Origin of the sequence: Weissella sagaensis, assembly GCF_010306265.1 — a bacterium.
In the GTDB taxonomy this organism is placed as follows: Bacteria; Bacillota; Bacilli; order Lactobacillales; family Lactobacillaceae; genus Weissella; species Weissella sagaensis.
The window spans coordinates 219,080-233,495 of sequence record NZ_BLKA01000002.1 but is presented as its reverse complement, the minus strand read 5'-3'; the positions used below and the strand labels follow the sequence as shown (position 1 = coordinate 233,495).

Here is a 14,416-nt window from a genome sequence, read left to right as displayed (position 1 = left end):
ATTTGTTAGGCCTCCTCTGATTGTTGTAAACGTTGCAAAACTTTTTCATAAACCGGCACCATTTCACCCAGCCCTTGACGGAAAATATCTTTATCCAGTGACTGTTTCGTTTGAACATCAACTAGACGACAATTATCAGGTGATAATTCATCTGCTAAAATAACGGTACCCATTTTTGTTACCCCAAATTCAAGTTTAAAGTCGACCAGTTGAACATTTATTTTTTCAAAAATTTGTATCAAATGTTGATTAACTTGCAAAGCAATCTGACGAATTTCTGATATTTGATCATTTGTTGCAAGTCCCAAAGCCAAAGCATCATCATCATTTAAAAAGGGATCATCTAATACATCGTTTTTATAAAAAAATTCGATGACGGGTTGTGAAAACTTTTGTAAATATTCTGTCTGGTATCGCTTCACAAAGCTACCAGATGCATAATTGCGAATAACTGTTTCTAAAGGAATAATTTGCACACGCTGCACTAATTGATCCGTTAAATCCAACTGTTTAATAAAGTGATTCTCAATACCTTGATGACGTAAATCGGTAAATAGTTGTGATGAAATAGCACAATTTGTCTTACCTTTATCCGTCATTTGAACCTTACGTTTACCATTTAGTGCTGTTACCTGATCTAGATAGTGTACCCACAGAATATCGGGATGATTAGTCGTATACATTTCCTTTGCTTTTCCCCGATATAACAACCCTTGTTTTTTAATTTCTGCCAATTCAGCCATTGTTAATTATCTCCCCTTAGCATATCTGTTGTTGCCAATAGTTCATTAACATCAGTACCCACAACTGTAATATGACCTAACTTTCTTTGAGGTCTAATGTCGCTTTTACCATAATCATGAAAATGCCACTCTGGATGATCATGTAACATTTCACGCGCTAATGTTAAGTCATTTCCTAATAAATTGCGCATCACAGCTGGATATGCTTGTTTTATATCTGGTATTGGTAAGCCACAAATACTACGAATATGCGCTTCAAATTGTGAAATATTACATGCTTCAATCGTATAATGCCCAGAATTATGTGGTCGTGGTGCAAGTTCATTAACTACCAATTCGTGGTCATTAATAACAAAGAACTCAATACCTAGAACACCGTAAAGGTTAAGATTATTTGCAATTTTTTCAGCATAAATTTGTGCGTTGTGCTGCAATGTATCAGAAAATTGATTAGCTGCAACCGTCGTATGTAAAATATGATTCTTATGCTGATTTGCTACTAAAGGAAAAGTAAAAACATGTTGATTAAAGTCGCGCGTTACCATCATTGACCCTTCAGCTTGAAACTCCTGACGAGCTTCTAAAATACATGGTGTTCGCTTATATAATTGTTCAGCCCTGATAATATCGCTTGGCTTATCAATATCTAACTGACCATGACCGTCATAACCACCACTAACTGTTTTCAAAAGCGCCGGATAACCTATTTTTTCAATGGCTATTTCTAATGAGGATGCATCAGTAACCGAGGCAAAATTGGTTACTGGAATTTGTATATTTTTTAAAAAATTTTTTTCTCTTAACCGTTGTCCACTAACATGTAATAAATTAACCCCTTGCGGTAAAGATGTATATGCCGTTACTTTCTGTAATGTTTCTTCTGCGACATTTTCAAATTCATAGGTTAATACTGCGCTACGATGGGCAAGTTCTAATAAAGCGACTTCATTATCATAGCTAGCTATGATTTGAAAATCAGCGACTTGTGCTGCTGGTGCATATGGTGTGGGATCTAAAATGCCAACTTTATACCCCATACTTTTAGCACTCAAAGCCATCATTTGCCCTAATTGTCCACCACCTACAATGCCAATTGTTGCTGGTGGCAAAATTGTTTTAATCAAAGCGCGCCTCACTTTCAATAGCTTCTTGACGTTGTGTTTCTTTTAAATCAATTAACTTGTCTTGGACGCTTGCTTGTGTGATACCCAACATTTGTGCTGCTAAAATAGCTGCATTTTTAGCACCAGCATCACCTATACTAACAGTTGCAACTGGTGCTCCTGTGGGCATTTGCACAATTGATAGCAATGAATCTATACCGTTCAATGTTCGTGTTTTAATTGGAACACCAATCACAGGTAACGTCGTATTAGCAGCAATCATACCTGGTAAGTGAGCTGCACCACCTGCACCTGCAATGATAACTTTTATCCCTTTAGTCCGTGCATTTTCCCCAAACTCCTGTAATTCATTAGGCATTCGATGTGCTGATATGACCCTCTTTTCAAATGATATATCTAGCTTTTTAAGTAGTTCACACGCCAATTTCATTGTTGACCAATCCGAAATTGATCCCATCAATACTGCAACTTCATTTGCCACCATTTATTCCTCACTTTTGACTTTCACCATGACAACGTCTGTTTTTCACCTTCATAATACTGAACTTTAAAAAGCAAGTCAACGCGTTTAGTTCGTATTTGTTAATAAAAAATACTAAAAAATAAAATTAAGTTCGTTTTTAGGCGAAACATTCTAATCTCCATAAAAAAAGCCCCGTGCTTTTAAACACGGTGGCTAATTTCACAAATACTGTTGCAACAGCGTTCGTTTACATTAATTATTTAACATATAAAATATCAGGTAATGGAAATACTTGTATATTATCTGAAAGCACGACATTATTATCTTGAAAACCTAATACTTTCCCATGATACAAAGGACTAACAATCCCCTGATCATTATGATTCCTTAATTGAATGGTTACTTTAAATTGTTGGTCAAAAGCTTTCATTAAATATTGACTAATTGCTTTCTCAGACATTTCTTCATAATCTTGACGCTTCACGTTATCCAGCCGATTTTTAGAGTATTTACCAACGTCCTCTGTATGATCACTAAGAAAATAGCCTTGCCATTTAACCATACCTCTATCTTGGTAATCATTTTGAAAAAAATGAGCTGCATTTATCAACTGATAATTTAATTTATCTTGATTATCCATAGGTATTACCGCCATTATGACCACCAACTAAACCTGCACGTTGTATCATTGTACCGCCAGCGCTTAACGAAGACAGTTTGACTAAGCTTGTGACACCAAATTTTTTTCTAATATCATCAACGACCTGATCAATTTTAGCAGCATTAATTTGTTGTACAACTGGCGTTAATAAATCTAATTGCTCATAACCTGCTGGTTGTAATTTACCAACAGATACACCTAAGTTACGTACGTTGCCATCCGTATAATGTTCATCAAATAAATCAATTAAAGCGTTATGAATAACATGCGATAAATTTGATGGTTCAATTTTCATTTGGACATTAAAACCAGGCATCTGTTTTTGTTCACTTGTTGCATAAGCATAACCAACAAATAATGATACCGTACCAGCTGCTAATTGCTTGGCGCGTAATCGTGCAGCAACTTGTTCACCAATTTCACGAATAACAACTTTAATTTCAGGGATATCATTATAGTCACGTGGTAACACTTGACTATTAGAAATATTTCCTGCTTTAACTTTATGTTTACAACTAACAATGCTACGATCTACTCCCCAAGCTAAAGCAAACAGTTCTTCACCACGAACACCCATTTTTTGTTTAAGATAATATGGACTTGCCATAGCTAAATCATACATTGAAAAGATACCCAACCGATTTAACTTTTTGGCTGTTTTACTGCCAATACTCCAAACGGTATCTAACTTTGTAATGGGCCATAAATGTTCTGGTAAATTCTCAAAATGCCATTCTCCAATGAAATCACAATCGTGTTTCGCCTGAATATCTAAGGCAATTTTAGCCATTGTAAGTGTATCGCCAATACCAACTGTCAAATATAATCCTAGTTCTTTTTTTACTTTTAACTGAATAATATGTGCTAATTTCTTTAATGTTAAATCCTTACCATAAATAAATTTTAAATATTCCCAAGAATCTGTCACGTCAAGAATACTTTCATCAATGGAATATAAATGGAGATCCTCTTCAGCAACAAATTGACGAAAAATATCATTAACTTTTTTATTTACAGCAATATAACGATTCATTCGTGGCTGAATAATAATCAACCGAGAATCTTTTGGAACATCACGTTGACGCATGACATTTTTAATACCCAATTCTTTTTTTGCACGAGGGGAAACAGCTAATACAAGTCCCCCATTAGTGTTTGCCTGTTGACTCATAACTACTAATAATGAAGTTAAGGGGTTTAAGCCACGATCGGCACTTTCTACACTTGCGTAAAAGCTTTTTGAATCAATCACCATAACTTTTCTTCTCATTTCATGACAAGTTACGTCTGAAAAATTCATAACTCTCCTCCAATCCATTAAATAAGTTTAACTGTACAAAATTAGTTTAAACCTAACTAACGGATTAATCAATAAAATTTTACGGCTAGTATATTTATCGTTATTTGCGGTAAAATTTTAATAAGTACAAACACTTTCCCTTTAATTTCAGCACGATGATAAGGAGCAAACAATTATGAAACAACGCTGTAATTGGGCACAAAATGGTAATCAATTATTAAAAGATTATCATGATACTGAATGGGGTGTCCCAACAACAACAAGTCAACAACTTTTTGAGTTGTTGACCCTAGAAGCATTTCAAAGCGGTCTAAGCTGGCAACTTATTTTAAATAAACGAGAAAATTTTAAACAGGCATTTGATAACTTTGATTTTGAAAAAATAGCCCACTATGATAATGACAAAATCATAAGTTTAATGCACAATAGCGGTATTATTCGTAATAAACGTAAAATAATAGCCACCATTAATAATGCTAAAATTATGCAAACGAAATTCCCTAATAATCAATTTAGTGAATATGTTTGGTCCTTTACAGGTAATCATACAATCATCCATCACTATGCATCATCTGAATCAATTCCCAAATATGATCAACTAGCACTGATTGTAAGTAAGCAGCTAAAAAAAGCCGGCTTCGCCTATGCTGGTCCTGTTACCACTTACTCATTTCTTCAAGCAGCAGGTATTATAAACGATCATCAAATAAATTGCTTTAAAAAATAATCTGCCCATAATAAAAGACGTCCGACATACAAAGTGTTGGACGCCTTTTATTATGTTTAAAGGCAAATAAAGCTTACCATTCATCATGCTTAATCATCGCTGCTAAATCAGCTTGCGTTACTTTTTGCCTAGGCAATGATTTTGCAACTCTTTTAAATTCTCTATTTAATTTATCTCGTTCCGTTGAATTTTCATTAGACACTAATATTTCACGTTGCTTATTTGAATCAGTCATAACGTCTCCTTTTATAATTAATTATTTTCGAGACTTAACATAACTATCAACTGCTATAATAACATTTGCAACATCTTCAGCTGTGATTTCAAATGGCATTTGATGAATTGTCTCAGAAGGAATAGTGGCTTGCTTACCAACATTTAAGAAATCTTCATAAGTAGCATCTTCTAGATGTAAATCTGCCAAAGTAGTTGGCAAACCAAGTGATTGATTAAAATCAATATATTTATTCAATGTCTCAGTTGGTACATTGTTCAACATTAACTCACATAAATACCCATAAGCAACTTTCTCGCCGTGCATCATGGTTTCACTTTCACCAGACAATACTGTGAAGCCATTGTAAATCGCATGTGCAGCAGCCAGTCCAGAACTTTCAAAACCAATACCACTTAACAATGTATTGGCTTCAACAACTGTTTCCAAAGCCGGTGTCACAACATGTGCTTCAGCTGCTGCTACAGCCTCGTGAGCATGGGCAAACAAATTGTCTTCACATGTTTGTGCAATTGCTAATGAGGCTAAAGTTGGTGCTTGACCCAGCATTGATTTATTATGCCCCTTGGCAACATCTTGTGCTTCAATATTTGTTGCCATAGCATCTCCAATACCTGCAATTAGGTTTCTGACTGGGGCATTAGCAATAACTTTTGTATCGACCAACACGATGTCTGGATTTTTATCATAGAAAGCATAATTTGTAAATTGTCCTTCTGGTGTGTATAACACTGACAAAGCTGAACATGGCGCATCAGTCGATGCCACTGTTGGTAAAATAGCCACTGGCACTGCTAATTTATCAGCAATATTTTTTGCTGTATCGAGCGTCTTACCACCACCTAAACCAATAATAAAATCGTTATCGGCATGCTTACCAATTTCAACCACACGCATAATTTCTTCTTCAGAAGCTTCACCACCAAAATTAACATGCGTTACTATAAAATTACTTGATAATGTTTGATTTAATGTTTCACCCACAATTTCCCAGACAATATCATCACAAAGCAATAGCGGTTGCTTTCCTAAATTTTCAAAATATTCCTTTGGATGACTGAATACATCATTACCTTGTACATAATGTGCTGGACTTGAAAATGCTTTAATCATAATTTCCCCCAAATAACCATATTGTGAATCATTTCACTATATATAGTTTAACAATATCTGAATTAGATAGCTACTGATATGCTTACTAACATTTAGAATCAAAATACTCTTAAAATTGTGAATATTCAAATATTATTAGATAATAGATATGACATAATAAAGAGAGGAATAGCTTAATATGAAAGAACTTTATCTAATGCGCCACGGTCAAACATTATTCAACCAATTGCACCGTATTCAAGGAGCTAGTGACTCACCACTTACACCACAAGGTATCACAGATGCTCAAGAAGTTGGCCATTATTTTGAACAAATTAATCTAACTTTTGACCATGCTTATGCTTCGACACAAGAACGAGCAAGTGACACGCTCGAAAATATTACAGATCAACCTTATACAAGATTAAAAGGATTAAAAGAATGGCATTTTGGCGTTTTTGAAGGTCAAAGTGAACAACTTAATCCACAAAATGATCCAATTCGTCATTCTTATGGTGATTTTTTTGTCCCATTTGGTGGTGAATCGGATATTCAAGTGCAACAAAGAATGAATCAGACACTAACAGAAATAATGGAAAAACCCGATCATAAACGCGTTTTAGCCGTTAGTCATGGTGACGCTTGCTTTGTTTTTCTAAAAAAATGGTTGCCGTTTGAAGAAATCCAAAAACAAGTTCCTAATTTTCATAATTGCTGCATTTTAAAATTTGCCTATTCAAATAAAGAATTTAAGTTTATTGAAGCAATTAACGTAAAACAGATTTAATCCACTGATTAACGGAGATTAATTAACATGCAAATTATTATTTCACCTGCTAAAAAAATGACGATTGATCAAGACAATTTTACACCGATTAATACGCCATGTTACTTAGAACAATCCTTAATAATTCAACAAAAACTATTGTCACTTTCTTATGATGAGCTCAAAAAATTATGGCAAACTAGTGATAAATTAACAACTGAAAACTATAATCAACTTCATCACACAAATTCAAATACCGCATTAACACCTGCAATATTCAGTTATACTGGTATTCAGTATCAATATATGGCACCAAATGTTTTAAGTGAACAAGCATTATCTTATCTTCAAAATCATTTATGGATTTTATCTGCTTTTTACGGTGTATTACGCCCATTTGACGGTATTGTACCTTATCGTCTAGAGATGAAATCACGGTTAAAAATTAACGATAGTCGCAATCTTTATGAATTCTGGGGAGACACATTATACCAAATGATTCATAATCATGAACCGATTATTAATTTAGCATCTAAAGAATATGCACAATCGATACGCCCTTTTTTACAGCCTGAAGACGAATTTATTGATATTATATTTGCACACATTGTAGCCGGGAAACTAAAAGTTAAAGCTACTGATGCTAAAATGGCTCGTGGTGAAATGGTGCGTTTTATTGTTGAAAATCAACTGACAACGATTGATAAACTGAAACAATTTAAAACAGCCGTATATTCTTTTGATGCATCACAATCAACTGATCATAAATTAGTTTTTATCTATCATTAAAACTGATTAACTAAACAAAAGTCTAAGAACTCATTTAAGCAATAGTTCTTAGACTTTTTAATCTCTCACGGCTGATTCACCTATCAATAATAAAGTGCCACAATTACTTGTGATTCATTATTTAACAATAGCATACTCATCGATAGTCTTATTAGTGACGTCTTTTAATACCAGCCAGCTGTTAGTACCACCAAAATAAAGGAAAAGGCCAACTTCATTAACACTCTTTAAAATAATGTCTTCTGTCGTGGTAAATTTTTCGACTTTACTTGCTTGTTCTTGACGTAACTGTGTTCCCATACGAGCATCTAACCCAATAGAACCATCTTTATTTAGCGGATATTTTGTGCGTAAAGTAGCTCCTTTAACAATACGCATCTCGTTACGCTTCTGCCAGAAAATAGTTGCTTTGCTATCAAATGCATCCACCATAAAAGCAACATCAGCTATCGACTTTTTCCAACGATGTTGCGTTTTTTTAAAGGTTTTTGTTTTAGGAATTAATGGATACATAAATTGATCCAGAATCAACATGATTTCTTCTACATAACCAATGAGATTTTGATTATCACCAACTGGGGTAAGTTTCTTATTACTTATTATTTCCTGAATATTTTCTAATAACTCATTTTGATTAATATTTTTAGGTGGCAATAGTTGAATGATTGTCCCATGATCAGCAGGTTGTAAACTAGCAGACTGAAGCTTTCTGTTTTTAAAGTTTAGATAAAGCCCTGACACCGCTTGATTATATTTAAAATTGTGATGAATATAGAGTTCACCCTGTTTATTGTGAAATACTAGCTTAACAACATCTGTCGTAACCGTCATTTCAGCTTCAATTTGCATAAGATTCTCCTTACCGACTTAGCGAAGTGCCATATTATCCTTTTATTTAAAAATTTTTAACGCAGTAATTCTTATAATATGTTATAGCATACAGTATCTTGTCCCCATCCGCTACATTAAGCAATTATTACCAATTGTCTTTTGTATGAAATTTAAATATAAACCGTGTCAAATGCAATCATACTTTGTCTATGTTACCCTAGTAAGATAATGAAATTTATATTATTAAGGAGATAATCATTATGAATCAAGCTTACAATCGTAAAGCTGTACGAAAAAAAAATAAAGCAACAGGCCAAAAAATCTTTGCACAAAGATTTATGGGGAAACATTGGTTTAATGGTTCCCTGGATGATAATCATGTATATCATATTCATCTATTCTTATCTGACTGAAAGGCAAAAAGAGACCGCCGGGCAATCGCTTTTTGCTGCATTATTTAGTCTGATTTTCGCAATTATTACGGCTTACACCATTTATGTTGCTGAGTATCAAGCATTGAAACAAATGCGCAATGAAACCACTTCTGCGAAACCAATAGATTCATGGTTTAAAACATATTTTTCTAAAAAATGGCAAAAAACTATCTGGTTAAGTATCTGGATGACATTTCTATTCTTAGTTGGCTGGGCATTATTGGTAGGAATTGGTGAAATAGGTATTGAAGCATCTGGTCTTGCGATGCTTTTATCACTTGTCATTAATTCAAGTATTCCCACAATCCTTATAGTTATCTTCATAATTAGCTTTATTATGTTTATCTTATTTGGCATCATTTACATCATGAAGCAATATAAGTACATTTTCATTCCTTTCATTAGTTTAGATAATTCTTCAATGAAAGGCTTCAAACTAGTTGCCAAATCACGTGACTTAACAAAAGGTCACCGTTGGGAAATTTTTGTGATGCACCTTAGTTTCTTTTGGTGGTTTTTGTTAATCGTTATCACTTTAGGATTAGCTAGCTGCTATGTTATGCCTTATATCTATTTAACATTAGCTGGTTATTATGACTTGATAAATAAAGACGTACAAGCAGCAGAAATAACTCATAAACCTGAACCTATCCAGGCAGTTATCCTACAACCCCATTCAACATATTAGCTATGCAAAAGGGCCTCATAATCGTTAGCTTTTTATGTCTAACAATTATGGGGCCCTTTACAACCAAATATGGTAGATTGACGTTTTTTCTATATCATTTATTCTTTTTCAAAGACCAACTTTTGTAGTGCATTAGCAATACCATCTTCATCATTCGAATTAGTCACATAGTTAGCATGTTCTTTTGCTGCTGCCGATCCATTTCCCATGGCAACCGCATGCACGCCAGCTTCAGCTTGATCTAAGGTCGTTTTTTCACCAACAAACGCAGCTTTAACGATTGTAAAATCATTTGCTAATTCGTCAGGCTTTCTAATTAAAATACCAGCATCGTTTTCCCAAGCCTGAATAACTGCAATTCGACTAACGTCATGATTACTTGTATAAACTTCCCCATCCTGATCTAAGACATAGTACTGAATATGTTGTTTATTAGCATAAGCATCAATATGACGATATTCTTCATTAGATAACCCTTTTTGCGACAAAATATCCCCTGCTAATGATTCAATAACACTACCATTATATGTAATCGCATATTGATCAGATCCACCAATACCTAATTCGTCTAAAAATGATTGAATTCCTCTTAGTGGCCGTCCTGAACATAAAACCACCTTCACCCCGTTATTTAAGATGGTTTGTAATACATTCTTTGTGCTCGCTAAAATATGACCCTGTGAATTCAACAATGTGTCATCTACATCCAGTGCAACAAGCCTAATTGTCATTAAGTTTTCCCCCACTATATTTTACATTATCAACTAAATCGCTTAGGTAATTAGTATCAACAGCTACTATTATAACATGCCTTACTAAAATTTATCTTTTTTCAAAATACCCCTTGAAAATTTAAATTTTAGCTACTACAATAAAAATAGAGGTTAGGTTAAAGCTATCTAACCTTAACGTTTATAAAGATTAAACTAGTTTGGAGGTTATTATTATGGCAAATGAGTTATCAAATCAATTCAATGGTATGTTTCACGATTGGAACCATTTCTTCAATGATTTTAATCATTTAACACCATTTACTCAACAGTTAAAGAGTGATGTTGTGGCTTCAGACAAGCATTATAAAGTATCAGTTGATGTTCCTGGAATTAATAAAGATGATATTAATTTAAGCTATCAGGGTGATACGTTAACAATTTCTGCTACAAAACAGGCTTCTAAAACTGATACGGATGAAAATGGTAATATATTAACTCGTGAGCGTTCTGAAGGACACATTCAACGTAGCTACTACTTACCTGGCGTTGATTTCAATAAAATTAACGCTAAAATATCAGATGGTGTTTTGCAAGTAACCCTACCAAAATCTGAAACGTCGAATAATCATCGGATTTCAATTGATTAATTTAATTATTTAAACTCAGCATAACTTAAAAGCTCAAAAAGACCTGGTGGCTACTATTATCTCAGTAACGACCAGGTCTTTTTTATGCTAATTATTTAAACCAACTATCTACTTGTGATTGGTGATTCTTAATCCACTTGTTAGCAGCTTTTTTAGGTGACATACCATTATCCATATCAAGCATAACACTAGACATATCTTCCTTAGTCCAGTGGAATTTATCTAGTGCTTTATAGGCATCTGGTTTATCTTCCTTCAATCCTTGACGAGCAATTGTATTAATTGCTTCTTCACTACCCATCGTTTTCTTAGGATCCTTTAAATATTTCAAATCATATTTTTGGAACATCCAATGTGGCTGCCAACCAGTCACAATAATTTCTTGTTTAGCTTTAATTGCCTTTCCCAAAGCAACTGTCATTGCACCAGTTGATGATTCAGAAAGTTGCCATCCTTTTTTATCTAAACCATATGCTTTAATAGTATCCTTTGCCAGCTTTGAAATACCAGCTCCAGGTTCAATACCCGTAATTTGCTTACCTGCTTGGTCTTGCAAATCTTCGATACTATTAACATTAGTCATATACGTTGGTACAGTCAAACCATTTGTAGCACCCTTTAAATTAGGTCCTAACATATCTAATTGGTCTTTATACTTTTTGTATTGTGCTGCATGGGTGGTTGGTAACCAAGCCGAAACAGAGACATCTGATTCGCCATTCGCAACCGACTGCCATACAATCGCATTATCTAATGACGTCATCTCAACATCATAACCATGTTGGCGTAACGCTTGTGCCAAAACATTACTTGAAGCAACTTCAGAATCCCATTGCGTATACGCAATCTTGACCGTTTCCTTTTGCGAACTAGCTGACGTAAATGTCGTCACAAAACCAGTTCCCACCATAACAATAAGTGTTGCTAATATGGTCCAAAGTTTCCAATGATGTTTAGGTGTTGCTACTTTTGGTTTAGACGTTTGATTAATTTTTTGTGTTAATCGATCCATAATGATAGCTAAGACGACTAATGAAATACCATTAATAAATCCCTTACCAACATCTGCACCTTGCACGGCTGATAGAATACCACGTCCAAGACCAGGTGCTCCAATCATTGAAGCTACCACAACCATTGATAACGCAAGCATCAGCGTTTGATTAATACCAGAAAAAATAGTGCCCTTTGCTAGTGGTAATTCCAGTTTAAACAACTTTTGCCAACCTGTTGACCCAAACGATTCAGCTGCTTCTACTAAATCGGTTGGCACTTGCTTAATACCTAAACATGCCATACGAACTGTTGGTGGCAACGCAAAGATAACTGAAGCAAATACACCAGGTACAACACCAATACCAAAGAACGCTACTGCTGGTATCAAGTACACAAAGGCCGGCATTGTCTGCATAAAGTCCAAAATTGGTTGAATAATTTTATTAACTGTCTCATTCTTAGACATCCAAATTCCCAATGGGACCCCAATTATCACTGATAATAGGCTGGCCATAATAACCAACGTGAACGTATTCATCAAATCAGACCATAAACCTTGGTTTGCAATAATTAATAGTCCAATTAATGTAAACAAAGGAAAACCCCATTTTTTATGCGACAAGACGCTCACAATCAATGTCATCCCAACAATAAATAGCCAAATTGGAATTGCCGTTAATATATCTGTCATGTTATTCATAACGGCATTACCACTATTTTGAATAACATCAAAAAAACCACTCAAATGATTAGTTAACCAATTGACACCACTATCAACCCATGAGTCCAGGGGGATTTTGGTGAATAAATTTGCTAAAACAAACATTTTATATCTCCTCCTTAACTTGTTTGATTATCATATAATATTTATAATTTTTAAACTGACAACCCCATTATAAACATAAAGTTGTCAGTTAAGTCAAACGCTAATGATCTAGCCAAGCGTATAAAAAAGTCTTGTGCACTTAAAACACAAGACTTAAAACGTTATTTTAGATTCCAAGCTGCATATTGTGAATTATCAAATAATTCTTTGATATCTGCTTTAGTTTCTTTTGTTTGGTAAGCTTTCACAATTTGCTTATATACTTTTTTATTAGCTTTATCTTTTGGTGCCGCAATTAAGTTAATGTATGGCGCAATGTTCTTCTTCAGATTTTGTTCAACTAAAATATCTTTATCCTTTAAATTAGCATCATGAGCAAAATTTCCATTAATAACACCAGCGTCTGCCGTCTGCAATGCTGAAACTGCTTGACCAGCATCCACTTCTTTAATGTCTAATTTTTTGGGATTTGAAGTAATATCCTTAACGGTTGGATCAGTTACCTTCTTGTTATATTTAATTAATTTAGCTTGTACTAAAACATCTAATGCACGTGCTTCGTTAGTTGCATCGTTTGGCACAACAATGCTAGCACCTTGTTTAATATCATCGACTTTATCTACCTTTAGTGAATACATCCGCATTGGCACAACAACTGTTTTACCAATTGACTTTAATTTATTGCCTAATTTTTTATTCTGATCATCAAAAAATATTTTTGTTTGAAAGGCGTTTAAATCTAAACTACCGTCTGCCAATGCTTGATTTGGCTTAACATAATCGTTGAATTCCTTCAACTTAATTTTAATGCCATGCTCCTTTTGCGTCCGTTTACCAATGCGCTCCCATAATTCACGTGACGTATCACCAACAACCCCGACTGTAACAGTTTTAGTTGTAGCAGCATTAGCCGTTACAACTGGCAACCCTGCTGAAGTAACCAATAGTGCAATTGCTGATACTACCCCAAATTTAATCCCATTTTTCATAACGATTTCTCCTCTAATTATTATTAAATTGCTAAAAAAATCCCGTTGTATGACACTATACATGTCATACAACGGGACGATTAATTATCGTGTTACCACCCGAGTTCTGTTCAATAATTACCTGAACACTCAATTAAGTACGCGCAAAAATACGGTAATACTCTAGCGCAATAACGGGCGCACCCGGAAATAACTTATTTACATAAACTCGCTATTTCACTCACTCTAAGGCCATTTTCACCATCCCCATTGATTGCATTCCACCAAACCGCAATTCTCTGAACAATTAAAGATTGATTACTTACCTCGTCATCGTTGTTTATATTATATTTGCCGTTAAATGAAAAGTCAATAAGTTTATTAGAAAAAACTTATTTAATCACAAGTAACCA

The 14,416-nt window shown here is 34.4% G+C and carries 17 protein-coding genes and 1 other annotated feature; of the genes, 6 read left to right on the top strand and 11 right to left on the bottom strand.

Features of this window, described 5'->3' with window-relative positions:
- Nucleotides 1-5: 5 nt before the first annotated feature.
- The 5 genes from purC to G7Y65_RS03660 all read right to left on the bottom strand — a co-directional run bounded on the left by purC (nucleotide 6) and on the right by G7Y65_RS03660 (nucleotide 4,291).
- Nucleotides 6-743: a phosphoribosylaminoimidazolesuccinocarboxamide synthase gene (gene purC, locus G7Y65_RS03680; protein WP_150189780.1), complete on the bottom strand. Its 738-nt coding sequence runs from the start codon at nucleotides 741-743 to the stop codon at nucleotides 6-8.
- Between the two features lie 2 nt (nucleotides 744-745).
- Nucleotides 746-1,879, bottom strand: coding sequence for a 5-(carboxyamino)imidazole ribonucleotide synthase (gene purK / locus G7Y65_RS03675; protein ID WP_165314637.1), 1,134 nt, complete (start codon nucleotides 1,877-1,879; stop codon nucleotides 746-748).
- The gene (gene purE / locus G7Y65_RS03670) at nucleotides 1,860-2,351 is read right to left on the bottom strand and encodes a 5-(carboxyamino)imidazole ribonucleotide mutase (protein WP_042493988.1); all 492 of its coding nucleotides are present in this window, start codon (nucleotides 2,349-2,351) and stop codon (nucleotides 1,860-1,862) included. Before purE ends, purK begins: the two co-directional genes overlap by 20 nt.
- Nucleotides 2,352-2,586: 235 nt before the next feature.
- Nucleotides 2,587-2,970, bottom strand: coding sequence for a hypothetical protein (locus tag G7Y65_RS03665; RefSeq protein ID WP_165206895.1), 384 nt, complete (start codon nucleotides 2,968-2,970; stop codon nucleotides 2,587-2,589).
- Nucleotides 2,963-4,291, bottom strand: a complete 1,329-nt coding sequence (locus G7Y65_RS03660; protein ID WP_165206915.1) for a Y-family DNA polymerase — start codon at nucleotides 4,289-4,291, stop codon at nucleotides 2,963-2,965. The genes G7Y65_RS03665 and G7Y65_RS03660 overlap by 8 nt, the downstream gene beginning before the upstream one ends.
- Nucleotides 4,292-4,466: 175 nt before the next feature.
- Between G7Y65_RS03660 and G7Y65_RS03655 the strand changes: the two genes are divergently transcribed.
- Nucleotides 4,467-5,018, top strand: a complete 552-nt coding sequence (locus G7Y65_RS03655) for a DNA-3-methyladenine glycosylase I (RefSeq protein WP_042493982.1) — start codon at nucleotides 4,467-4,469, stop codon at nucleotides 5,016-5,018.
- Between the two features lie 73 nt (nucleotides 5,019-5,091).
- Here G7Y65_RS03655 and G7Y65_RS03650 read toward each other — a convergent pair whose 3' ends face one another.
- Entirely contained in the window at nucleotides 5,092-5,253 is a 162-nt protein-coding gene (locus G7Y65_RS03650) for a hypothetical protein (RefSeq protein ID WP_165206913.1), read from the bottom strand.
- A 21-nt stretch (nucleotides 5,254-5,274) separates the two neighbouring features.
- On the bottom strand, nucleotides 5,275-6,363 hold the full coding sequence (locus G7Y65_RS03645; RefSeq protein WP_165206977.1) for a glycerol dehydrogenase: 1,089 nt from the start codon (nucleotides 6,361-6,363) through the stop codon (nucleotides 5,275-5,277).
- 181 nt (nucleotides 6,364-6,544) lie between these two features.
- On the opposite strand from G7Y65_RS03645, the gene G7Y65_RS03640 reads away from it, so the two are divergent.
- Together G7Y65_RS03640 and yaaA are read left to right on the top strand one after the other, a co-directional pair.
- The gene (locus tag G7Y65_RS03640) at nucleotides 6,545-7,132 is read left to right on the top strand and encodes a histidine phosphatase family protein (RefSeq protein ID WP_165314636.1); all 588 of its coding nucleotides are present in this window, start codon (nucleotides 6,545-6,547) and stop codon (nucleotides 7,130-7,132) included.
- Nucleotides 7,133-7,159: 27 nt separating this feature from the next.
- Nucleotides 7,160-7,900 carry a peroxide stress protein YaaA gene (gene yaaA / locus G7Y65_RS03635; RefSeq protein ID WP_141926748.1) on the top strand — a complete coding sequence of 247 codons (741 nt, stop codon included), beginning with the start codon at nucleotides 7,160-7,162 and terminating at the stop codon, nucleotides 7,898-7,900.
- 117 nt (nucleotides 7,901-8,017) lie between these two features.
- On the opposite strand, the gene G7Y65_RS03630 is transcribed toward yaaA, so the two are convergent.
- Entirely contained in the window at nucleotides 8,018-8,749 is a 732-nt protein-coding gene (locus tag G7Y65_RS03630; RefSeq protein WP_165314634.1) for a hypothetical protein, read from the bottom strand.
- 242 nt (nucleotides 8,750-8,991) lie between these two features.
- Here G7Y65_RS03630 and G7Y65_RS09295 point away from each other — a divergent pair, with 242 nt between their 5' ends.
- Nucleotides 8,992-9,144 carry a hypothetical protein gene (locus tag G7Y65_RS09295; RefSeq protein WP_240006077.1) on the top strand — a complete coding sequence of 51 codons (153 nt, stop codon included), beginning with the start codon at nucleotides 8,992-8,994 and terminating at the stop codon, nucleotides 9,142-9,144.
- Nucleotides 9,080-9,853, top strand: a complete 774-nt coding sequence (locus G7Y65_RS03625) for a DUF975 family protein (RefSeq protein ID WP_240006076.1) — start codon at nucleotides 9,080-9,082, stop codon at nucleotides 9,851-9,853. Before G7Y65_RS09295 ends, G7Y65_RS03625 begins: the two co-directional genes overlap by 65 nt.
- Nucleotides 9,854-9,951: 98 nt before the next feature.
- Here the strand turns inward: G7Y65_RS03625 and G7Y65_RS03620 are convergent, their stop codons facing one another.
- On the bottom strand, nucleotides 9,952-10,584 hold the full coding sequence (locus tag G7Y65_RS03620; RefSeq protein ID WP_141926744.1) for an HAD-IIB family hydrolase: 633 nt from the start codon (nucleotides 10,582-10,584) through the stop codon (nucleotides 9,952-9,954).
- A gap of 215 nt (nucleotides 10,585-10,799) precedes the next feature.
- Here G7Y65_RS03620 and G7Y65_RS03615 point away from each other — a divergent pair, with 215 nt between their 5' ends.
- Nucleotides 10,800-11,213 (top strand): Hsp20/alpha crystallin family protein, encoded by a 414-nt coding sequence (locus tag G7Y65_RS03615; protein ID WP_141926743.1) that lies wholly within the window; start codon nucleotides 10,800-10,802, stop codon nucleotides 11,211-11,213.
- Between the two features lie 91 nt (nucleotides 11,214-11,304).
- On the opposite strand, the gene G7Y65_RS03610 is transcribed toward G7Y65_RS03615, so the two are convergent.
- Both G7Y65_RS03610 and G7Y65_RS03605 read right to left on the bottom strand, forming a co-directional pair.
- Complete coding sequence (locus G7Y65_RS03610; protein ID WP_141926742.1) at nucleotides 11,305-13,035, bottom strand: ABC transporter permease/substrate binding protein; 1,731 nt, start codon at nucleotides 13,033-13,035, stop codon at nucleotides 11,305-11,307.
- A 161-nt stretch (nucleotides 13,036-13,196) separates the two neighbouring features.
- Entirely contained in the window at nucleotides 13,197-14,024 is an 828-nt protein-coding gene (locus G7Y65_RS03605; protein ID WP_137600539.1) for a MetQ/NlpA family ABC transporter substrate-binding protein, read from the bottom strand.
- Nucleotides 14,025-14,093: 69 nt separating this feature from the next.
- Nucleotides 14,094-14,346: a binding site (T-box leader), on the bottom strand.
- Nucleotides 14,347-14,416 lie beyond the last annotated feature (70 nt).